This window comes from Flavobacterium gillisiae (assembly GCF_900107635.1).
GTDB lineage: Bacteria > Bacteroidota > Bacteroidia > Flavobacteriales > Flavobacteriaceae > Flavobacterium > Flavobacterium gillisiae.
In genome coordinates, this window is the sequence record NZ_FNRD01000001.1 from 509,043 (window position 1) to 529,593 (window position 20,551).

20 protein-coding genes are annotated in these 20,551 nt (G+C 35.5%); 12 read left to right on the forward strand and 8 right to left on the reverse strand.

Annotated elements, in window-relative coordinates; genetic code table 11:
- Positions 1-351 precede the first annotated feature (351 nt).
- The 10 genes from moaCB to BLV35_RS02405 all read left to right on the forward strand — a co-directional run bounded on the left by moaCB (position 352) and on the right by BLV35_RS02405 (position 10,737).
- Entirely contained in the window at positions 352-1,266 is a 915-nt protein-coding gene (gene moaCB, locus BLV35_RS02360; RefSeq protein WP_091084187.1) for a bifunctional molybdenum cofactor biosynthesis protein MoaC/MoaB, read from the forward strand.
- Complete coding sequence (moaA, locus tag BLV35_RS02365) at positions 1,256-2,260, forward strand: GTP 3',8-cyclase MoaA (RefSeq protein WP_091084191.1); 1,005 nt, start codon at positions 1,256-1,258, stop codon at positions 2,258-2,260. Before moaCB ends, moaA begins: the two co-directional genes overlap by 11 nt.
- 281 nt (positions 2,261-2,541) lie before the next feature.
- Positions 2,542-4,020 (forward strand): MFS transporter, encoded by a 1,479-nt coding sequence (locus BLV35_RS02370; RefSeq protein ID WP_091084193.1) that lies wholly within the window; start codon positions 2,542-2,544, stop codon positions 4,018-4,020.
- Between the two features lie 94 nt (positions 4,021-4,114).
- Complete coding sequence (locus tag BLV35_RS02375; RefSeq protein WP_091084196.1) at positions 4,115-5,404, forward strand: magnesium transporter MgtE N-terminal domain-containing protein; 1,290 nt, start codon at positions 4,115-4,117, stop codon at positions 5,402-5,404.
- A 6-nt stretch (positions 5,405-5,410) separates the two neighbouring features.
- Positions 5,411-5,707 carry an MFS transporter gene (locus BLV35_RS19425; protein WP_091084199.1) on the forward strand — a complete coding sequence of 99 codons (297 nt, stop codon included), beginning with the start codon at positions 5,411-5,413 and terminating at the stop codon, positions 5,705-5,707.
- A 118-nt stretch (positions 5,708-5,825) separates the two neighbouring features.
- Positions 5,826-6,875 (forward strand): MFS transporter, encoded by a 1,050-nt coding sequence (locus BLV35_RS02385; protein WP_091084202.1) that lies wholly within the window; start codon positions 5,826-5,828, stop codon positions 6,873-6,875.
- 254 nt (positions 6,876-7,129) lie between these two features.
- Complete coding sequence (locus BLV35_RS02390; RefSeq protein WP_091084205.1) at positions 7,130-9,346, forward strand: molybdopterin oxidoreductase family protein; 2,217 nt, start codon at positions 7,130-7,132, stop codon at positions 9,344-9,346.
- A 20-nt stretch (positions 9,347-9,366) separates the two neighbouring features.
- Positions 9,367-9,936, forward strand: a complete 570-nt coding sequence (locus BLV35_RS02395) for a 4Fe-4S dicluster domain-containing protein (RefSeq protein ID WP_091084208.1) — start codon at positions 9,367-9,369, stop codon at positions 9,934-9,936.
- Between the two features lie 10 nt (positions 9,937-9,946).
- On the forward strand, positions 9,947-10,459 hold the full coding sequence (locus BLV35_RS02400; RefSeq protein WP_091084212.1) for a Rieske (2Fe-2S) protein: 513 nt from the start codon (positions 9,947-9,949) through the stop codon (positions 10,457-10,459).
- Between the two features lie 29 nt (positions 10,460-10,488).
- Positions 10,489-10,737, forward strand: coding sequence for a DUF6755 family protein (locus tag BLV35_RS02405; RefSeq protein WP_091084215.1), 249 nt, complete (start codon positions 10,489-10,491; stop codon positions 10,735-10,737).
- Positions 10,738-10,946: 209 nt separating this feature from the next.
- Here BLV35_RS02405 and BLV35_RS02410 read toward each other — a convergent pair whose 3' ends face one another.
- From BLV35_RS02410 to lysS, 7 genes are all read right to left on the reverse strand, one after another.
- Positions 10,947-11,291: a response regulator gene (locus BLV35_RS02410; RefSeq protein ID WP_091084218.1), complete on the reverse strand. Its 345-nt coding sequence runs from the start codon at positions 11,289-11,291 to the stop codon at positions 10,947-10,949.
- Between the two features lie 2 nt (positions 11,292-11,293).
- Positions 11,294-12,634: a sensor histidine kinase gene (locus BLV35_RS02415; RefSeq protein WP_091084220.1), complete on the reverse strand. Its 1,341-nt coding sequence runs from the start codon at positions 12,632-12,634 to the stop codon at positions 11,294-11,296.
- A gap of 578 nt (positions 12,635-13,212) precedes the next feature.
- Positions 13,213-13,869 (reverse strand): hypothetical protein, encoded by a 657-nt coding sequence (locus tag BLV35_RS02420; RefSeq protein ID WP_091084222.1) that lies wholly within the window; start codon positions 13,867-13,869, stop codon positions 13,213-13,215.
- The gene (locus tag BLV35_RS02425; protein WP_245712000.1) at positions 13,853-14,182 is read right to left on the reverse strand and encodes an RNA polymerase sigma factor; all 330 of its coding nucleotides are present in this window, start codon (positions 14,180-14,182) and stop codon (positions 13,853-13,855) included. The genes BLV35_RS02420 and BLV35_RS02425 overlap by 17 nt, the downstream gene beginning before the upstream one ends.
- Complete coding sequence (locus BLV35_RS19430; RefSeq protein ID WP_245712001.1) at positions 14,074-14,343, reverse strand: RNA polymerase sigma factor; 270 nt, start codon at positions 14,341-14,343, stop codon at positions 14,074-14,076. Before BLV35_RS19430 ends, BLV35_RS02425 begins: the two co-directional genes overlap by 109 nt.
- 411 nt (positions 14,344-14,754) lie before the next feature.
- Positions 14,755-15,276 (reverse strand): porin family protein, encoded by a 522-nt coding sequence (locus BLV35_RS02430; protein ID WP_091084224.1) that lies wholly within the window; start codon positions 15,274-15,276, stop codon positions 14,755-14,757.
- 211 nt (positions 15,277-15,487) lie between these two features.
- Positions 15,488-17,191, reverse strand: coding sequence for a lysine--tRNA ligase (gene lysS / locus BLV35_RS02435; RefSeq protein ID WP_091084226.1), 1,704 nt, complete (start codon positions 17,189-17,191; stop codon positions 15,488-15,490).
- 291 nt (positions 17,192-17,482) lie between these two features.
- Between lysS and BLV35_RS02440 the strand changes: the two genes are divergently transcribed.
- Both BLV35_RS02440 and lipB read left to right on the forward strand, forming a co-directional pair.
- A complete protein-coding gene (locus tag BLV35_RS02440; protein WP_091084228.1) occupies positions 17,483-18,211 on the forward strand; it encodes a hypothetical protein in 729 nt (242 codons plus the stop codon).
- 348 nt (positions 18,212-18,559) lie between these two features.
- Complete coding sequence (gene lipB, locus BLV35_RS02445) at positions 18,560-19,270, forward strand: lipoyl(octanoyl) transferase LipB (RefSeq protein WP_091084230.1); 711 nt, start codon at positions 18,560-18,562, stop codon at positions 19,268-19,270.
- A 425-nt stretch (positions 19,271-19,695) separates the two neighbouring features.
- Here lipB and BLV35_RS02450 read toward each other — a convergent pair whose 3' ends face one another.
- Positions 19,696-20,355, reverse strand: a complete 660-nt coding sequence (locus tag BLV35_RS02450) for a ribonuclease HII (protein WP_091084231.1) — start codon at positions 20,353-20,355, stop codon at positions 19,696-19,698.
- Between the last annotated feature and the right edge of the window lie 196 nt (positions 20,356-20,551).

The window sequence follows — 20,551 nt, forward strand, 5'->3', positions numbered from 1 at the left end:
ATCTTTGCGAAATAAGAAAAGTAAAATAAGTTACGCAAAGGCACCCAAAGAAACTCAGAGATACACTAAGAATAAAATAACTTTGTGAATCTTCGTGTTAGCTTTATAAATCTTTGCGAAATAAGAAAAGTAAAATAAGTTACGCAAAGGCACCCAAAGAAACTCAGAGATGCACTAAGAAGGAAATAACTTTGTAAATCTTCGTACTAGCTTTGTGAATCTTTGCGAAATAAGAAAAGTTAGATAAGTTACGTAGAGCGCCTAAAGCGACAGTAAGAAGAAAGAACTTCGCGAATCTTCGTGTTAGCTTTGTGAATCTTTGCGAAATAACAATTAACCAAAAGCAATAAAATGGTAGACATTACACATAAAATAATTACGCTTCGCACCGCAACGGCACAGGCTATTGTAAAAGTAGGCTCGCCAGACACGATGAAGGCGATATTGGATAAAACAGTTCCTAAAGGCGATGTGCTAGAAGTAGCAAGAACAGCAGGACTTTTTGCAGTAAAAAACACTTCTAATTCTATTCCGGATTGCCATCCTATGCCGATCGAATATACGGGAATCGATTATGAATTTCTGGAGGATTCGGTTTTAATTAAGGTTACCGTAAAGGCTATTTATAGGACAGGTGTTGAGGTTGAGGCCATGCATGGTGCTTCGATTGTGGCATTAACGATGTACGATATGCTGAAACCCATTGACAAACAAGTGGAGATTTCGACCATTAAATTATTGCATAAAAAAGGCGGAAAATCAGATTATGGCAACAAAGAAGTTCAGGACTTATCGGTAGCGGTAATGGTCTGTTCGGATAGTGTTTCTAGTGGAAAAAAAGAAGATAGAGCCGGAAAAGTAATCTCGGATAAAATCAAAAATTTAGGATTAAGTGTTTCTAATTATGTCGTGATTCCGGATGAGGTTTTAGACATTCAGGACACCATTAATAAATTATGTGCTAAGAATGTGGACTTGGTTATCTTGACTGGAGGAACAGGATTGTCAGATCGAGATGTCACGCCAGAAGCGGTGATTCCGTTGTTAGACCGCCGTATTCCAGGTATCGAGGAGGCGATTCGCGCGTACGGTCAGGATCGCACGCCTTATGCGATGTTGTCCAGAAGCGTTGTCGGTTTTAAAGGAGATACATTAATTATGGCTTTGCCAGGTTCTACAGCTGGAGCAGGAGAATCAATGGACGCCGTTTTTCCTTCGGTTTTGCATTTATTCAAAATTTTAAAAGGATTCAACCATGGAAAATAACATTCTAATGCAGGATACTCACGGTCGCGGACACAGCTATTTGCGTATTTCAATTACAGAAAATTGTAATTTGAGATGTACGTATTGTATGCCGGCCGAAGGGATTTCGCTTACGCCAAAAGCCCATCTGATGACTGCAGATGAAATTGTTACTATTGCACAAACTTTTGTCAATCAAGGCGTAAATAAAATCAGGTTGACTGGTGGAGAGCCTTTGGTTCGAAAAGATGCCAAAGATATCATTCTGCGTCTTGGTAAATTAGGAGTAGAACTCACACTGACTACTAATGGAATCCTGGTTCATGATTTTATAGATACATTCAAAGAAGCAGGTGTTCACACCTTAAACCTGAGTATTGATAGTTTGCAAAAAGAGAAGTTCAACCAGATTACCCGCAGGAATTATTTTGATAAATTCAATGAAAACTTGGAGTTGCTTGACGCCAATGGTTTCCAGTTGAAACTGAATGTAGTGGTGATGAAAGGATTTAACGACAATGAAATTATCGATTTTATTGAATTGACCAAAGACCGAAACATCCAAATTCGGTTTATTGAATTTATGCCTTTTGATGGCAATCAATGGAACAAGGAGAAGCTGGTTTCTTATGCCGAAATCCTTTCGCAAGTCAATGATCAATACACTGTTGAAAAAGTGAAACGTTTGATAGATAAACCACATGATACCGCCAAGAATCATAAGATAAGGAATTACAAAGGGAGTTTTTCGGTGATTAGTTCTGTTACTAATCCCTTTTGTAGCAGTTGCAATCGCATCCGTTTAACCGCCGATGGTAAACTTAAAAACTGTCTTTTCTCCAATTCTGAAACGGATTTATTGCAAACGTTGCGTTCTGGAGGAGCTATTGAGCCTCTTATTTTTCAGAATATAAAATCGAAACATGCCATGCGTGGTGGCATGGATGATGATGCGAAATTTCAAAACCCAAAACTATTTTCTCAAAATAGAAGTATGATAAAAATTGGGGGATAAGGATGAAAAGAGGAATTCCTGGTTTATATTCTACAAAAAAAGTTAAGCATGGTTTTATGCCTTCATTCTATTTAAAACCTTGAATTTTTTAAAAGTCAAAAGGCTAAATTCAGCGTTAGTAATTTATATCAAATAATAGAATTATCTTCTTTTGTAATTTAAAAAGCATTTAGCTAGGCTGACAAATATCATGTTTTAATGACTCGTTTGTTATTAATTTTGCATCATTAAATGAAGGATGTTTTTGTCCGATTTTAATTTTTAATTAATTCGAGACTATCATGAGCAGTTTAAGAGCATCACACAAAATATTATTTCTAAACACATTAGCATTTACGATTTGCTTTGCTTGTTGGACGTTAAACGGTGTTTTAGTTACTTTTTTAGTTGAAAGAGGCATCTTCAACTGGACTGTTGTCGAAGTGGGATGGCTTTTAGGAATTCCCATCTTATCAGGGGCTCTTTTCCGCCTTCCTATTGGGATTCTTACCGATAAATTTGGTGGTAAAATTATATTTTCGATCTTATTATTTCTATGTTCTATTCCGTTGTTTTTACTTCCTTTTGCAGATAGTTTTTTGACTTTTGCCGTGCTGAGTTTTCTTTTTGGATTGGTAGGAACTAGTTTTGCTGTTGGGATTGCTTACACTTCTGTTTGGTACCCACAAAACTGGCAGGGTAGAGCTTTGGGGATATTCGGAATGGGAAATGCAGGTGCAGCTATCACTACTTTTATAGCACCAACCTTACTAAATAATTTTTCTAAAAGTGATCCTATTAACGGTTGGAAAATGTTGCCAATAACTTATGGCGTGGTCTTGGTCGTTATTGGAATCCTTTTTATACTTGTCGCTAAAAATAAAAAACCAGAAGGAGAATCTAAAAATATAAAAACACTTTTAATGCCATTAAAATCAGTTCGAGTTTGGCGTTTTGGAGCCTATTACTTTCTAGTTTTTGGTTGTTTTGTCGCTTATTCACAGTGGTTGCTTCCTACGTTTATGAATGTATACCATACTTCGCTAGTTATGGGAGGAATGTTTGCTACTATGTTCAGTTTGCCTGGAGGAGTTATCAGAGCTTTTGGAGGCTATCTATCGGATAAATTTGGAGCTAGAAAAGTAATGTATTGGGTATTGGGCTCGACTATGGTAATCAGTTTTTTATTGATGTTTCCTAAAATGGAGATCTTTACTTCAGGACCAGGTGTAATGGCTAATAATAGTGGTATCGTATCTAAAGTTACCGCTTCTGGATTAGTACTAAATAATAATGATTACACGATTAAACCTAAGGTTGAAGCTGCATTAACTAACGAGTCTATTTTACCCGTTAAAACCTCTTGGCAAGAAATTGTAGTAAAAGAAAATCAGGCCGTTAACAAGAAAGAATTATTAGCCAAGGGCGTTACACAAATCAAATTTGCAGCCAATATGTGGGTGTACGTTATCCTAGTTGTACTTATAGGGATTTCGTGGGGAATTGGTAAAGCGGCAGTTTACAAACACATCCCAGAATATTTTCCAAATGAAGTAGGTGTTGTGGGTGGAATGGTTGGATTAATCGGAGGATTAGGAGGTTTTTTTGGACCAATTATATTTAGTTACCTGTTGAATTTTACAGGTCTTTGGACGAGTTCCTGGCTCTTTATTTTTGTGATTTCTACCGCATGTTTGATTTGGATGCACAAAACCATTATTAATATCATGAGAAAGAAAACACCAGGGTTTACTAGAGATATTGAACACATCAATCACTAAAAATAGTTTTTACACTTAAAAAATCGAGATATGAAGTAAGCATAACGATTATGCGAATTACGTATCACCAATATAAACCCAAAAATAAATACATATGAAGACTTGGCTAGACAAATGGGAACCAGAAGATGAAAAATTCTGGAATGAAACAGGGAGTAAAATTGCCTGGAAAACCTTAACTATAACTACATTAACACTTATTTTATCATTTGCCTCTTGGTTTATCATGAGTGTTCTGGTGGTAAAATTACCAGGGCTTGGATTCACTTATACAAAAGATCAACTTTTCTGGTTGGCTGCCGTACCTGGTTTAGCTGCTGGTTTATTACGAATCATACATACTTTTATATTGCCAATTTTTGGAACGCGTCATGTGGTTACTTTTGCCACGATTTTAAAGGTGTTCCCAATAATAGGAATTGGTTTTGCGGTTATGAATCCGCAAACTCCTTTCTGGGTGTTTATAATTTTAGCTTTTTCAACTGGTTTTGGTGGAGGAGATTTCTCGTCCTATATGCCAAGTACAAGTTTATTCTTTCCTAAAAGATTGAAAGGTACAGCACTAGGACTTCAAGCCGGTATTGGGAATTTTGGAGTTTCATTAGCGCAATTTGTAACGCCGATGGTTTTGAGTGTAGCGCTTTATGGCGCACCTTCAATATTTACAAAAATTGACGCCAAAGAAACTAAGGTGGTGATTGAAAACGCAAGTATTGAAAAACAACAACAAGTTTTTGCTGCATTAGAAGATAAAACGCAAACCGCTATCTTGTCTAATGTGAAGAAAAAAGTAATAGACTCAGTGAGTACTGCAGTAAATTCTTCAGATAAAGTGGTTTTGTTTATTTCATTACCAGTAAACGTAAGAGCAAAAGTACTTGCGAATGCTAATCCAAAAGTAGCTGAGAAAATATTGAATGAGATTCAAGAAGGAAATAAAGCGGTTGTGAATACAAATATGTACATCCAATCGGCTGCCTTTTGGTACATTCCTTTTTTATTGATCATGTCTATCGTGAGTTGGTTTTACCTAAGAAGTATCCCAATGAAAGCGTCCATTAAAGAACAATTGGATATTTTTGGAAACAAACATACTTGGTATTGTACTGTTACTTACATGATGACTTTTGGAACTTTTGCTGGTTTGGCTGCGGCTTTCCCGTTAATGATTAAATTTTTATATGGTGATTTTCCAAATGCACCAGACCCATTAGTTTATGCTTTTTATGGGCCACTTATTGGGTCAGCGAGTAGAATATTATTTGGTTTTATTGCTGATAAAGTGGGAGGTGCTATTTTAACAACAATAACTGGATTAGGTATTTTGGGAGGCGCAATTATTTTGGTAACTCAAGGACTTGTAGCACCTACAAGTATGGAGTAGTTTCCAATGTTTGTAGGAGTTATTTTAGTAATGTTTTTCTTTACAGGTGTTGGTAATGCAGGTACTTTTAGACAATATCCTATTATCTTTTCTGAGAATCAACGTCAAGCAGCTGGGGTAATTGGATGGACAGCAGCAATTGCAGCATTTGGCCCATTTATTTTTGCTGTTTTAATAGGGAATAATATTACCGCTAATGGTGGTGCAAATCAGTTCTTTATCGGCTTGATTATATTCACTATATTAGCTACAATGATCAATTGGTGGTTTTATAACCGTAGAGGATGTGAAAAACCAAGTTAGTTTATGATTTTATATTTGTTTTAAGAATCAGAAAATAAAATAATGATCTACAAGGTTTTAGGATCTTGTAGATTTTATAATAAAATGACATAGATCGCTATTTATTAAATTATAGGAAATGAAAAACAGAACTTTTAATACCAAGGCCTTACTTATCGCCACCGGAATGTCAATATTTTCTATTGTGCTGGTATTTTTTGGTTCCAGAAATTTGCAGAATTTTGATGCTGCGCTTATTACTTATTTGTTTGGAACAATATTCGCTTTTTTTGGTATTGTGTACCGCTATTCGGTATGGTTGCAAAGACCGCCCACATGGATTTATTTTAAAAGAGGAATCATGTACTTGGTTACTGGAAAAGTATTTTCACATTTTTGGTTTGCTTCAAAAGAAACCATTGAAAATATAGCCTTTCAGAAATTTATTTACCCAAGAGGGAAATACCGTTGGATGGCGCATTTTATGATAGCAGTAGGTTGTACTTCGGCATTTTTAATTACCATTCCGTTGACTTTTGGTTGGATTCATTTCACGATGGCTCCCAATAGTATTTCGTTGTACGAAGCGCATTTCTTCGGTTTTAAAGTGATGGAATTCAAACTCGACTCTATCATGGCTTTTTTAACTTTTCATGCGTTAAACTGGTCTTCTTATTTGGTTATTTTAGGATCATTGTATTATTTGAGAAGACGTTTGACTAATCCAGGATTAATTGCTACACAAAGTTTTGAAGGTGATTTATTGCCACTTATTTTATTGATAGCCATATCCGTTACAGGACTTGGTTTGACGTATTCGTATCAATTTATGAAAGGATTTGCTTTTGATTTCTTGGCCGTAATTCATGCGGTAACGGTAATCATGTTTTTAATTTGGATTCCGTTTGGGAAATTTTTCCATATCATTCAGCGTCCTGCACAAATTGGTGCCCATATTTACAAGAAGGAAGGAATGAAGATGGGAATGGCAGTTTGCGAGCATACTGGAGAAGAATATGCTACTAATTTACACATCAATGATCTAAAAATTGTGACAAAGGAGTTAGGCTTTAATTTTGATCGTGAAGATGGAACGTCGCATTTGGATTTGAGTCCTGAGGGAAAAAGATCGCGATTGGCGCAAGCCCACTTAAAGGCAAGGCAAGAAAGCGGTCATTTATTTGGATAATTAAGGAAATGCACAGAAATAAGATAAGTTGGTTTTGTAAATGAAATTAGTACTGATTAGGAAATAGTATTTCTACAGGACTGCGTGAGGGATAGAAGCTAGCTACCGTAGTAGCGCGTATAGCCCGACCGTGGCTATAAAAAGGGCAATGACGACAAAGTAGATAGCCCTTTTTTATAGAAAGGGTCACGCCCAAAGGATTTTAAATTTTACAATAGAGAAAAGGATTAACAGACACTTGAAAAAAAATACACATGGCAAAATTACCTGTTTCAGAAGAAAAAATTGTAGAAGATTTTGGGCCTCATTTAAATTATAGCCCGAAAGAAGGGTATGAAGGAAGGGATGAACCCGATGAAATTGTGAAGACACATTGTTGTTTTTGTGGTATGCAATGCGGAATTCAGTTGTTAGTTAAAAGTAATAAAGTGGTGGGGTTTGAGCCTTGGATGGAATTTCCTTTTAATGAAGGGAGACTTTGTCCAAAAGGAGTACAACGCTACTTGCAAAATAACCATCCAGATCGTTTGTTAGGCCCAATAAAAAGGGTAGAAGGAAAAGGTTTTGAGACTACTACATGGGATGAAGCCATGGATAAAACGGTTTCGGAAATTAAGCGTATTCAGGAACAATATGGTAAAGACGCTTTTTCGATACTTTCGGGTGTTTCTTTAACCAATGAAAAAAGTTACCTGATGGGTAAATTTGCTCGTGTAGCCGTAAAAACAAAAAACTTAGATTACAACGGTCGTTTGTGCATGGTGAGCGCGGGTGCGGGAAACAAAAAAGCCTTTGGTTTAGATAGAGCTTCAAATACGTATGCAGATTTAGAATATGCCGAGGTAATTATTGTGGCTGGAGCCAATATCAGTGAGACTTTTCCAACATTGACGCATTGGATTTGGAAAGCGAGAGATCGTGGAGCGAAGTTGATTGTGATTGATCCAAGAATGATTCCATTGGCTAGAACTTCAGACATTCACTTAGATGTAAGACCAGGAACAGATTCAGCGCTTTATGGAGCGATGCTGAAATATCTTGTAGATAATGACTTGCTAGACCATGACTTTATAGATAATTATACCTCTGGGTTTGATATTACAATAGATTCTGTTAAGGATTATACCTTAGAATGGGCAGAGGAAATTACAGGAATTAAAAAAGAAAAAATCAAAGCAGCTGCTGAATTATGGGGTAGAGCTAAAACGAGTTTTTTGCTTCATGCACGTGGAATCGAACACCATTCTAAAGGAGTAGATAATGTTTTAGGTTGTATAAATTTAGTTCTTGCTACAGGCCGCATTGGGAAACCCTATTGCGGATATGGAACAATTACGGGTCAAGGAAATGGTCAAGGCGGAAGAGAGCACGGTCATAAATGCGATCAATTACCTGGAAATCGGGATATTGAAAACCCGGAGCATCGCAAGTACATTTCAGAAGTTTGGGGTATTGATGAAAAAGACATGCCTGGAAAAGGACTTACTGCTTACGAAATAATTGAAGCCATTCATAGAGGTGAAATCAAAGGGCTATTGTCTATTTGTTTTAATCCGTTAGTGTCTTTACCCAACAGTAACTACGTTAGAGAAGCGCTAGAAAAATTAGAATTTTATGTTTGTATCGACTTTTTCTTAAATGAAACAGCGCGTCATGCAGACATTGTTCTTGCGGGTTCATTGCAAGAAGAAGAGGAGGGAACAACAACATCTGCCGAAGGAAGAGTAATCCGAATTCGTCAAGCAATTACGCCTCCAGGAGATGCGAGAACAGATACGTCAATCATATTAGAATTAGCAAAACGCTTGGGAGAAGAGGATAAGTTTACTTATGATGATAGTGAAGCAATTTTTAATGAGTTGCGTGTGGCATCAAAAGGAGGAACTGCTGATTATAATGGAATTACCTATAAAAGAATAGAAGAAAATATGGGGATTTTTTGGCCTTGCCCTACAGAAGACCATCCTGGAACGCCACGTTTATGGGAAGATAAAAAGTTTAAAACACCGGATGGGAAAGCACATTTCAATCCAGCTCCTTACAAGGTTCCAGGCGAAGTGCCTGATACAGATTATCCCGTAATATTAACCACAGGACGTGTAGTTTCGCAATATTTAAGTGGAACACAAACCCGAAGAATAGGAAAATTGGTCGATCAATATCCAGAGCCTTTATTAGAAATTCATCCTGTAATGGCAAAGAAATTTGGTATTGAACAAAGAGAGTTGGTTAGAGTTTCGACTCGAAGAGGAGTAGGAATTTTTCCAGCGAATATTGTAGAAACCATTCGAGAAGATACTGTTTTTATTCCGTATCACTGGTCTGGAAAAAAATCAGCCAATCAATTGACGCCAGGAACATTGGACCCAATTTCAAAAATACCAGAGTACAAAGTATGCGCATGCCATTTGGAACCGCTTAACGAAATTGCCGCGCCGTCTAAAGACTCAAAAGCCTACGCAAGTGTTTAACCTATAAAAAAATCCAAAAAATGAACTATACCAGTTTTAATACACACGAAGAATTTTTTGTAGATATGCAACGTTGCATTGGTTGTAAAGCCTGTGAAATGGCTTGCGCCGAATGTGAAACAAACGGTCAGGACTCTATGATTCATGTTAATTACGTCGATCGAGCGTCTACTACTCAAACTACGGTTCAAGTGTGTATGCACTGTGATGATCCAGTTTGTGCTAATGTTTGTCCTGCAGACGCCATATCAAAAGACGAATTTGGGATAGTACATACAGCAAACACGGAGCGATGCATTGGTTGTTCCAATTGTGTTGAGGCTTGCCCTTTTGGTGTTCCAAAGAAAATAGAAGAATACGATATGATGATGAAGTGCACCATGTGCTACGACAGAACTAGCGTAGGTAAAAAACCTATGTGCGCCACGGTTTGTCCTAGTGGGGCATTATTTTATGGTACCAAAGAAGAGATCACCGAAATGAGACCAAATAGTTCACCGGTGAATACTTTTGTTTTTGGAAAAGAGATTGTTAATACAAAAGTGAATATCATGATGCCTAAGGGTAGTACTGAGTTGATCATTTTTTAAATATATACCCATGTCAAAAGAAGATAATTTAAATAAAAGCTGGAAAAAAGATTTTCCAATTCTAAAACAACAAGCTACAAATGTCAGTCGCCGCGATTTTGCGAAATTCTTGACTTTAGTTTCTGGCGGATTAATGGTAGGTAGTGGTTTGGTCGCGGCCAAAGCATACTTGTTACCAAAAGAAGCAGTAGCGGGAGAACATTTTGTATGTAAAAAAGACGAAGTGCCTTCAGGAGGAACACGCGCTTTTGTAATTGAAGGAAGTAAAATTCCGTATATCCTGATTCATCTTGAAAGCGGAGAATTTAAGGCGTATGAGCAAAAATGCACGCATCTTTCTTGCTCCGTTTTTTACAAGCCAGGAACTGGAATCATTCATTGTCCCTGCCACGAAGGTTCGTTTGATGCCAAAACAGGTGATGTTATTGCAGGACCGCCACCACGAGCTTTGCCTAAATTAGACGTCTTTTTTAAAGACAACGATATTTATGTAAAAGCATCTGAAGAAGAAATATTGAGTTAGGTATTCAAGACAACTAAATTATAACTAATATGAGTAATTTTAGAACAAGCCAAAACAAGGCTAATCCCAATAAGTTGAATATCATACTTTCTACTTTAATATTCATTCTGATTATGAATGTCACCATTCAAATCTGGTTGTTATATGCTTCGTTGAATAACGCTTTAGACAACAATAAAGAGATTTTGATTCCCGCTTTTATAGCGTCACTAATTTTGTTTTTAATTGGTTTTAGTTGGCTTTACTTTTTGCCATCAGGGAATCGTGATAATAAATAAAAGCTATAAAAAAAGGAACTCAACAGGGTTCCTTTTTTATATACAATTGGGAATGTAAAAGAGACTCCTTAAAACGACAAATACTAGTTTGTTAGCATCTGCCAATTAAGTCATTCTTAATAGCGATACGTTTCCAGCACCGATTAAAAATAAAATTAGTATGTCTGTGTTTGTTATTAATAATAGGTTTTGGGCGATAAGGTTTATTGCTATAGCAATTCAGAAAAATGGTTGCGTGTTATTGTGTCGATCAATGCTTGAGTTAATGGTTTTTTTGTGAATGAGGATATTTCAGAAATGCTTTCGGCTCTTAATTGATCAGCTGGATTTGTTGATGTGGTGTGCATCACAATAATTATCTTATCTTTTTCGCTCACATCTGCTTTTTGATATTCTTCAATAAATTCCCATCCATCCATTACTGGCATATTGATATCCAGTAAAATTAAAAGTGGGCGAATAGGAGAATTGACATTAGTTACAAATTGCCCTGTACTAGTCAGGAATTCTAATGCTTTTTGACCATTTAATACAGTTTCAATTTTTTCTTTCATTCTTATGCTTTTTTTCGAATTGTAAAATTAAAAACGCTTCCTTCACCAAACTTTGAGTCTGCCCAAATAGTACCACCGTGTAACCGAGCTATTTTTTCACAGTGAGATAAGCCAATTCCTGTTCCCTCGTATTCATTTCGATCATGTAAACGTTTGAAAAGTACGAAAATTTTGTCTTTGTCTTGTTCTTTAATTCCAATTCCATTGTCTTGGATAGAAAATAACCAATGATCTACATCTTCTATTGCTGAGATTTTGATTTCAGGAATGACATCTTTTTTTCTAAATTTTAATGCATTACTAATCAGGTTTTGAAACAATAGCCTTAGTTCTAGTGGGTATCCAATTACTTTTGGTAAATGATCAACGGTTACTTTAGCATTAAGTGGCTTCAAAGTATGACTTAGGTCTGTAAGAACCTCATTTACGATTTCGTTGCAGTCAACCAAAACTGATTCTTCCTCTGCGCCAATTCTTGAATACTCCATTATTCCTTTTACCAAAGTTTGCATACGCTTTGATGATTGTGAAATATATTTAATGTACGTACTCATTTCCTCACTAATATTTTCCGAACATTCATTTTGGAGAAGATCGGTAAGAGAAACCAAGGATAGTAGTGGTTCCTGAAGATCGTGGGTAGTAATATAGGTAAATTGCTCTAACCGCTCGTTTTGCTGGTGTAAAAGCTTATTTTGGGCAACAATTTCATTGTTGTGTTTTTTACGAGCGCGCAAGGTGTGTACAACGAAGTAGTAACCTAATAAAAGAGCCAGTATCGCAATGAATCTTATAATTATTGAAGTTCTAAAGAATTTATATTGTAGATTTTTAGCTTTTGCCGTTCGTGTCGTGAGTAATTTTTTTTCGGCTGTTTTTATGATAGTCAAAGAACCTTGACTCTTTTTAATTATTTCTACGCCTGTTCCCGCATTGATAAGCTTTTCGGCTTGCTTAATTTCAGCATTGGATACAAGGGAAATTATGGTGTTAGAAAAGGTTATTTTTTTATTAAACTCTACTTCAAGCAGGGTAATCCTTGCTGTCTGGGCTGGGTTGTCTCTAGTTAAGTTTTTCAGCTTTGCAATATCCTTCGGAATTTTAGATTTTCTGGCAATCACATTTTTTGCATAAATCTTGTTTCGGCTAATAAAGTACCCTAGGTTGTTGGTCTCAAGTTGAATAGCATCTTCTGATAGTAGATCGCACTGAGACAGCACATCGTTTGTGTGTTCTACCCATTCTGTAGCTTCTGTAATATTGTTATTGCTAGTCACTGATAGAGCTAAAGAAGCTATTATCATTAGGAAAACAAATATAAATCCGGCTACAATTTTCTTCATGATTAATCGATTTTGTACACTATAGTAATTTTTTAAATGTTGTAAAACAAATTAGGTATTATGATGTTGAAAATGTTTATTATTAATCTTTTTTTTATTGCAGTATTTTATAAATTTAGCTTTTAAATAGTAGAAAATCTAATGGTAAGTGCTAGTTTCTTTAAAAAACATTGATATAAACGGCAAATGAATAAATTTAATCCTAAACCCTTATTTATTTTCGCTTAAAAACAATCCGTTTCTTGCGAATAACTTAAAAGTATAGACGAATGGATTTGTACTTTATAATTTCCAACCTCAAGATTTGTAGAAGTACGTGAAAATACAAATTTTAGAATTGGAAGTCTAAAACTAATTGGACTTCTCGCTTTGTTCCATAAAAAAAGAAACCCAATTGAGTTCCTTTTTTTACAAGTAAAAATTAGGCGTTTTAGTAATAGTACTTAGTTTCTTAACGACCATTTCAGTGCGCGCTAAAGATGATAAAGTTATAATCGTCTTGTTCCATTTTTTAGCGCTCAATTCTATTTTTATTTAGAATAATCTAGATTTCGCTTCAATTAAAGTAGACTGGTCTATTAATTCCTTAATTCATCCATATCAGCAAGAGTGTCATCTAACTTTCTTAATATTCTTCCATAAACAAGATTCAAATCCCATTTCCCTATTTTCCCTCCAAAGAAGGCTAATATAACAATAATAGCAAATGCTGCAATGACTAATAGCAAAGGAAAACCAAAGACCAAATAGCTGTTTGGGAATTCTGAAATTAAATTTTCTACAAATTGATTCCCTGGAGTGTCTCCTCCAATACTTCCAAACCAAAAACCTGTAACCATCACTATGAAAATATACGGATAGAAATACCTTGATAGCGTGGTGTTTACTGCAATCATTTCTTTAACCCAATTGTCAAACGAAATGAGGTATTGGAAACTGCTTACAGTTTTGTTTAATTCATCTAATTTTTTAGCAAACTTATTCGCAATAATAGCGGCAAGAGTAAATACAATAAACATACCAATACCCATATAAGGTATTTTGACTATAAAAGAAATTGGTAAAATTAGAAATGCAAATACAAGGATTGCTACCCTGTTTATTTTGTACATTCTTTTAAATTTATCGACGATATCTATCGATTTTTGATTGTAGAGATTATTCAGTTTTGGCGCTACTAAAGCATCACTATTTAAAAAACCTTCTTTCCAAATTGTTTCAATTGACTTTTCCATCTAATAATTTTTTTAATCGTTCTTTAATTCTTTTAATGCGTACCCCAATGTTGTTTGGGTTTGTCCCAATAATTTCAGCAATTTCCTGATACGACTTTTCCTCTAGATAAAGCATGATGACCGCCCTGTCCACTTCAGATAATTGTCTGATGGCCTTGTAGAGTTGGTTAAGTGATTCATCAGGAAAGGAGCGGCTGTCTTCGATTACCTGGTCAGGCAAAAAGTCAGAAGTGACATGATGTTCCTTTTTTTCTTTTTCTTCAGCAAAGTCAAACACACATTCAGGGATATTCGGTACACCCAAGTGGACCATTCTGATTGTTCGCGAAAACTTTCATGACTTCTCCATATCTGTAAACAGACCTCCTGGTAGTAATCTTCAAAATCCTCTTGGGTATCCGTATAGGCCCTACAAATCTTAATGATTATTCCTGAATAGGGTAAAATAGATGTGGTGTAAAAATCGCTGCTCACTATTGGTTTTTCTTATTTAGTGGCAAAAGGTGGGAATTATTACAGGCAAATGAAGTTTTTTTTTTTGTAAAGTTTTTAAAAACATGGGTTTTGTGCTAACTGGAATCTTTAGTTTATACCAGTACTATTTATAAAACAGTCCAATTGTTAGTTCGAGCGGAGTCGAGAACCACTATTGTATCTCGACTCCGCTCGATGTAACAAAAATTAGTTTGGACTATATTGTACTTATCTTTGGTATTACAAGAGAAGTAGAAAGGAGTTTTTGATTTTGAGAGTTAGACGTTTTGACGAAAAGTAATCAATTCGATCTGTGTTCAAATAAAAAAAATCGGATTGAATATTTTCAATCCGATTTTTCATTCCTTTAAGGACAACTAAAGTTTCATTGTTTGTACTTTGAATTAAGTCTTAAAAATGCAATGCAAAGCCAATGTTAAATTGTACGCTGTTATCGTAATACTGTTTATGAGTAGCCAAATTGTAACGAATTCCAGGTTCGATACTTACATTTTTTCCTAAAAATAAGGCGTAGCCCGCTTGTAGACCAACGTAGGTAGGATTAGCATCTGCCTGACCGATGCCAACGCCGTTATAAGAGATTTCAATTGGAATCATACTTTTGAAATAGTATTTGGCTCCAATTTTATAGGCAATTGGGGTTTCCTGTCCTTTGATGCCGTTATCTCCATATCCTAAACCAAGTTTAAGAGCCAGATTATCTTTGATGAAATAACCTCCTTCTGCTCCAATATTATAAGAAGTAACACCATCAGAAGAAGTGAAATACAAAGAGGTGGACCCCACGTTCGTGCCAAAACCGGTATTTACTTCTACAAGCCACTTCCCTTTTGAAACTTGCTCCTCTTTGGCTTGGCCATTGGCAAATGAAAATGCAAATAAAGCAGCTACAGCTAAAATAATTTTTTTCATATTTGTTTGTTTTTTATTCAAGCAAAAATAGAATTTAAATTTATTTACGTAAGAAGTTTATGACTTATTTAACGATTTTAAAATAGTGATAAATTGATTTGTTCTTTTAGGTTAGGGATTGAGTAGGTTGTTTAACTGCCTTGTTACTAACGTGTCATAAAAAAAGGAACCCAATATGAGTTCCTTAATTTCTGTATTTTAAAAGTAAAAATTACTCTTTCAAGCGACAAGCCTTAGTTTCTCCATCAACAACCACTTCAGTCATTCCTAGAGAAGATAAGTTTTTCATGGCTTTATCCCATTTTTTACCACTCAATTCTGATTTTATTTTCAATAATCCAAATTCCATTTGGTTCTCATTAGCTTGTAATAAAGAAACAATTAGTTTCTCATCGTCTTCCAGTTCCACTTGAACTTGTTTTTTCTCTGGCCTCATTTGTGGAAACAACAATACCTCTTGAATAGAAGCATTGTTAGTCAAATACATAATCAAACGATCCATTCCTATTCCCATTCCTGATGTTGGAGGCATTCCGTATTCTAATGCTCTAAGGAAATCTTCATCAATTATTCCAGTCGCTTCATCATCTCCTTTTTCAGATAATCGCATTTGCTCTTCAAAACGTTCGCGTTGATCAATTGGGTCATTCAGCTCAGAGTAAGCATTCGCTACTTCTTTACCACAAACCATTAATTCAAAACGTTCCGTCAAATCTGGATTGTCTCTGTGCTCTTTACACAATGGTGACATTTCCTTTGGATAATCAGTAATGAATGTTGGTTGAATATAATTTCCTTCACATTTAGCGCCAAAAATCTCATCAATCAATTTCCCTTTACCCATGGTTTTATCCACGTCGATTCCCATACCTCTTGCTGCATCAAATAATTCAGCTTCACTTTTACCTGAAATATCAAAACCAGTAAAATGCTTGATAGAATCAGTCATAGTTACACGTGCATAAGGCGCTTTGAAGTTGATTTGGTGCTCGCCAAAAGTAGCTTCGCTCGTTCCGTTTACCGCAATCGCGCAATGTTCTAAAAGGTCTTCGGCAAATTCCATCATCCAGTTGTAGTCTTTGTAGGCTACATATATTTCCATAGCAGTGAATTCCGGGTTGTGCGTTCTGTCCATTCCTTCATTACGGAAATTTTTAGAAAACTCATAAACCCCTTCAAAACCACCAACAATCAATCTTTTTAAATACAACTCATTGGCAATACGCATGTACAATGGCATGTCAAGAGAGTTGTGGTGCGTGATAAACGGACGCGCTGCAGCACCACCAGGAATCGGTTGTAAAACAGGAGTTTCAACCTCAAGATATCCTCTGTCGTTGAAGAAAGAACGCATCGCATTGAACATTTTTGTTCTCTTGATAAACGTTTCTTTCACATGCTCATTCACGGTTAAATCTACATAACGCATTCTGTAACGCAATTCAGCGTCGTTAAAAGCATCGTGTATTTTTCCATCTTCATCTACCTTTGGTAATGGCAATGGACGCAAGGTTTTACTCAAGAAAGTAAATCCATCAACACGAATACATTGTGCACCCACTTTAGTCGTAAACAATTCTCCTTCGATACCAATAAAATCACCTAAATCGGTTAGTTTTTTGAATACTTGATTGTATAATGTTTTATCGTCACCAGTACACAAAACATCACGATTCACGTACAATTGAATACGGCCTTCGCTATCTTGTAATTCGGCAAAACAAGCTTTTCCTTGATCTCTCACACTCATCAAACGTCCTGCCACAATTACCTTCTTACCTTCTTCAAATTGCGATTTTATCTGCTTCGAAGTATGATTTACGGGAAAAAGATTAGCTGGATAAGGATTGATTCCTAAGTTGCGTAAGGCTTGAAGTTTTTCTCTTCGGATGTTTTCTTGTTCTGATAATGCCATTTTTGTGCTTATTTTAAGAGCGCAAAGATAGTCTTTATGTCTTAAAGTTGCAAAGTGAACAACTGCTAAAATAGGAATATTCTAAAGTGGAATTTCTGGAGCACAAGGAGTCGAAATTCAATAACGAGCTGTCCCGCTTTCCGCTTTATCCACGCCAAAAATGGGCGCGGGATATCGCTTTCAATCGGGGCTAGGGCATAACTAATTGTTTTTGTAAGAATATTTTGTTAAAATGAGTGTTGCAAATCCAAATCTCCTGTATATTTAAACTTTAAAAAACAAAACTAAAACATGAAAAAAGCGGTTCTTTTATTATTTTTATTATCGTTGGTAACAAGTTGCGAAGTCACTGAAACACTCCGCATTAATCCTGATAGCACTGGAACTATGGAATACGATAGCCATAGAAACGAAAACAGCTACATGCAAATTGCCAAAGAAGAATATTCTAAAGAAACCATATTTCAAGATACTACTTATGTATTTGATGAATACATCAATAAATACAATGCTAATTTTATTAAATACACTCCAAAAGAGCAAGAGCTATTCAGCCGATTTAAAAACGTAAAAGTGCACATGATAAAAAGCGCTTTTGATAAAGAATACAGAACAACAATTTCGCAAAATTTCAAAAAAGTAGAAGACATTGCAGACCTCACAAAAACACAAGACTATGTGGATGACATTAGGCACAATTATGCCTTAACTGCCGAAGAGCATTATTACAACATTCGCTATACTTTAAACGGACATCAGTTTAATAGAATTGTGACTATTACAAATGAGGCTGTTTTTAAAACCGAAAAAGAAAAAATGGATAGTTATAAAACAAAGCTTGCTAACTTTAATTTAGTGCAGACTTATGTCATGAAATATCATTTTCCACGAAAAATAAAAAGTGTTTCAAATCACAATGCAATAATTAGCCCCGATAAAAAATCACTAGAATTAAAATTCAGTATAGTTGACTTTCTGCAAAATCCTACAAGTACAAATCTTGAGGTAGTGTTTGAATAAAATATATTTTTAAGAGATTCGTTACTCAACAAATTTTGTGAATTTACAAGGTATTCGCTTTTAACTTTTCGCAAAAAAAATAAAAAAAAGTTACCACGAATTTCACAAATTGGCACGAATTTTAAAACTTAAAAAAGACTAATTCCACGAATTTTGTTCGGCCTGATAATTTATTCGTGAAATTCGTGGCTAAAAAATTCCGGACCATAATTTTTTTAAAACGATTGCCTTTGCGACTTTGTGTCTTCGTGGCTTAAAAGAAGAATTAGTGTTACCTTTGCATACAATATATAAGTGAACGAAAATAGGTTACTTTGCTTCGTGCTTGGTAACTCCTAACAATTACAAATGAACAAAACCATCCAGCTTCAAGATTTAGGAAATAAAGACTACAAAGAAACTTGGGAATACCAGGAAGAATTGTTCAAAGGAATAGTTGATCTTAAAATTAGAAATAGGAGAGAAGAACTTACTTTAGAGACTCCTAATTATCTTTTATTCGTGGAACATCCGCATGTATATACCTTAGGGAAAAGTGGCGATTTATCTAATTTATTACTATCTGAAAAACAACTCGAAGACAAAGGCGCCACTTTTTACAAGATCAATCGAGGTGGAGATATAACCTATCATGGGCCGGGGCAAATTGTAGGGTATCCTATTATAGATCTAGATAATTTCTTTACTGATATTCATAAATACTTGCGTTTTCTAGAAGAAGCCATTATTCTTACTTTACAGGAGTATGGCGTAGAATGCGGTCGAAGCGAAGGCGAAACAGGAGTTTGGCTGGGCGTAGGAACGCCATTTGCTAGAAAAATATGTGCGTTGGGAGTTCGTGCTTCACGTTGGGTCACCATGCATGGATTTGCTTTAAACGTAAATGCTGATTTAGGTTACTTCGATAATATCATTCCATGTGGAATTCGCGGTAAAGCGGTAACCTCATTAAATGTGGAGCTTGGTGTTGAAAAGGTAAACGAGGAAGAAGTTAAAGAAAAAATCTTAAAGCATTTAATTGAATTGTTTGGTTGTGAATTTCAATATATAGCACCATAACAAATTTCAATATCGAATTATAATTTTATATTTAGTATAAATCTGGAATCAAAAAATAATTTAATACTATTTTATTTTTGAATATACTGTAATAGAACACAACCACAATCTTCTCATTCCGACAAAGGGGGACTCGAGGATTTACCCCAATAGGCGAAGCAATCTCATCAAACCACTCAGGTAACGGGGATTACTCCTTCGTCGGAATGACAAACTAAGTGTTAGGTTTTGGGTCTGAAAAATTTTACGGTATTTTCTATACTGAGAAGGTATAAGAAGTTCTTTAGTTTAAAATCTGAGATCAAAAATCGTTAATCAACAATCGAAAATCAATGGCAATTTCAATAACAAAAATCAATTTCAATCTGAATTCGATTATTTAGGCGTAACTCTGCAATCAAAAATCGTTAATCTGCAATCTTAAATCAAATCTCTAGTTTAAGTTGTTCTGGTAATAGCCGAAAGGTCATTCGGTGATATTTTGTTACACCATGTTTTCTAATCGCTTCTCGGTGTTCTTTGGTTGGGTAACCTTTGTTTTGTTTCCAGTTGTACATTGGGAATTCTTCATGAATTCTGTTCATGTAATCATCTCGATATGTTTTTGCCAGTACTGATGCTGCGGCAATACTCATGAATTTCGCATCTCCTTTTACAATACTGCTACTTGGAATGGAGGTCAAAATCTCAATTTCTGCCGGAGTAAAAATTTTTCCACTACTATTTTTTATGCCTTTTTTTCGAATGAAAGGGCTATTTCCGTCTACAATAATATATTCAGGTTGCGGATTGAGTTTTAAAACGCATTCCTGCATTGCCTTTATGGAGGCATTCAAAATATTGATATCATCAATTTCTATAGGTTCAAGATGCGTCACGGCAAAAGTAACGGCTTGATGCTCAATAATAGGACGTAATTTCTCTCTTGCTTTTTCAGATAATTGCTTACTGTCATTCAGAATTATATTTTCAAAATAGGCAGGAAGAATTACAGCGGCGGCGGTAACTGGTCCCGCAAGACAGCCGCGACCGGCTTCGTCGGTTCCAGATTCTAAAAGGAGTTTTGAAAAATTAAGTTGGAGCATAGCGCAAATTTATGGAAAAATGATTCAACTGTGCGTATAATAATTTTAATCTAATGGTATGTCATTCTACTTATGTATTTGTCTTGTTTTGAGGTTGACTGAAGTTTATTTGAATTTAATGGTCGTAGAGTTGAGTTACTGATTAAATTTAAGTATATCAGTAGTTTACTAAATAGCATACTGTGATTGGTCTTCT

Excerpts from the sequence above, each read along its gene's own strand:
- BLV35_RS02400 (WP_091084212.1), top strand. The coding sequence starts at position 9,947 with ATGTCAAAAGAAGATAATTTAAATAAAAGCTGGAAAAAAGATTTTCCA.
- BLV35_RS02420 (WP_091084222.1), bottom strand. The coding sequence starts at position 13,869 with ATGGAAAAGTCAATTGAAACAATTTGGAAAGAAGGTTTTTTAAATAGT.
- BLV35_RS02410 (WP_091084218.1), bottom strand. The coding sequence starts at position 11,291 with ATGAAAGAAAAAATTGAAACTGTATTAAATGGTCAAAAAGCATTAGAA.
- BLV35_RS02415 (WP_091084220.1), bottom strand. The coding sequence starts at position 12,634 with ATGAAGAAAATTGTAGCCGGATTTATATTTGTTTTCCTAATGATAATA.
- BLV35_RS02425 (WP_245712000.1), bottom strand. The coding sequence starts at position 14,182 with ATGGTCCACTTGGGTGTACCGAATATCCCTGAATGTGTGTTTGACTTT.
- BLV35_RS19425 (WP_091084199.1), top strand. The coding sequence starts at position 5,411 with ATGTTTGTAGGAGTTATTTTAGTAATGTTTTTCTTTACAGGTGTTGGT.
- BLV35_RS02440 (WP_091084228.1), top strand. The coding sequence starts at position 17,483 with ATGAAAAAAGCGGTTCTTTTATTATTTTTATTATCGTTGGTAACAAGT.
- moaCB (WP_091084187.1), top strand. The coding sequence starts at position 352 with ATGGTAGACATTACACATAAAATAATTACGCTTCGCACCGCAACGGCA.
- BLV35_RS02430 (WP_091084224.1), bottom strand. The coding sequence starts at position 15,276 with ATGAAAAAAATTATTTTAGCTGTAGCTGCTTTATTTGCATTTTCATTT.
- BLV35_RS02395 (WP_091084208.1), top strand. The coding sequence starts at position 9,367 with ATGAACTATACCAGTTTTAATACACACGAAGAATTTTTTGTAGATATG.
- BLV35_RS02405 (WP_091084215.1), top strand. The coding sequence starts at position 10,489 with ATGAGTAATTTTAGAACAAGCCAAAACAAGGCTAATCCCAATAAGTTG.
- BLV35_RS02370 (WP_091084193.1), top strand. The coding sequence starts at position 2,542 with ATGAGCAGTTTAAGAGCATCACACAAAATATTATTTCTAAACACATTA.
- BLV35_RS02390 (WP_091084205.1), top strand. The coding sequence starts at position 7,130 with ATGGCAAAATTACCTGTTTCAGAAGAAAAAATTGTAGAAGATTTTGGG.
- BLV35_RS02375 (WP_091084196.1), top strand. The coding sequence starts at position 4,115 with ATGAAGACTTGGCTAGACAAATGGGAACCAGAAGATGAAAAATTCTGG.
- BLV35_RS02450 (WP_091084231.1), bottom strand. The coding sequence starts at position 20,355 with ATGCTCCAACTTAATTTTTCAAAACTCCTTTTAGAATCTGGAACCGAC.
- lysS (WP_091084226.1), bottom strand. The coding sequence starts at position 17,191 with ATGGCATTATCAGAACAAGAAAACATCCGAAGAGAAAAACTTCAAGCC.
- lipB (WP_091084230.1), top strand. The coding sequence starts at position 18,560 with ATGAACAAAACCATCCAGCTTCAAGATTTAGGAAATAAAGACTACAAA.
- BLV35_RS02385 (WP_091084202.1), top strand. The coding sequence starts at position 5,826 with ATGAAAAACAGAACTTTTAATACCAAGGCCTTACTTATCGCCACCGGA.
- moaA (WP_091084191.1), top strand. The coding sequence starts at position 1,256 with ATGGAAAATAACATTCTAATGCAGGATACTCACGGTCGCGGACACAGC.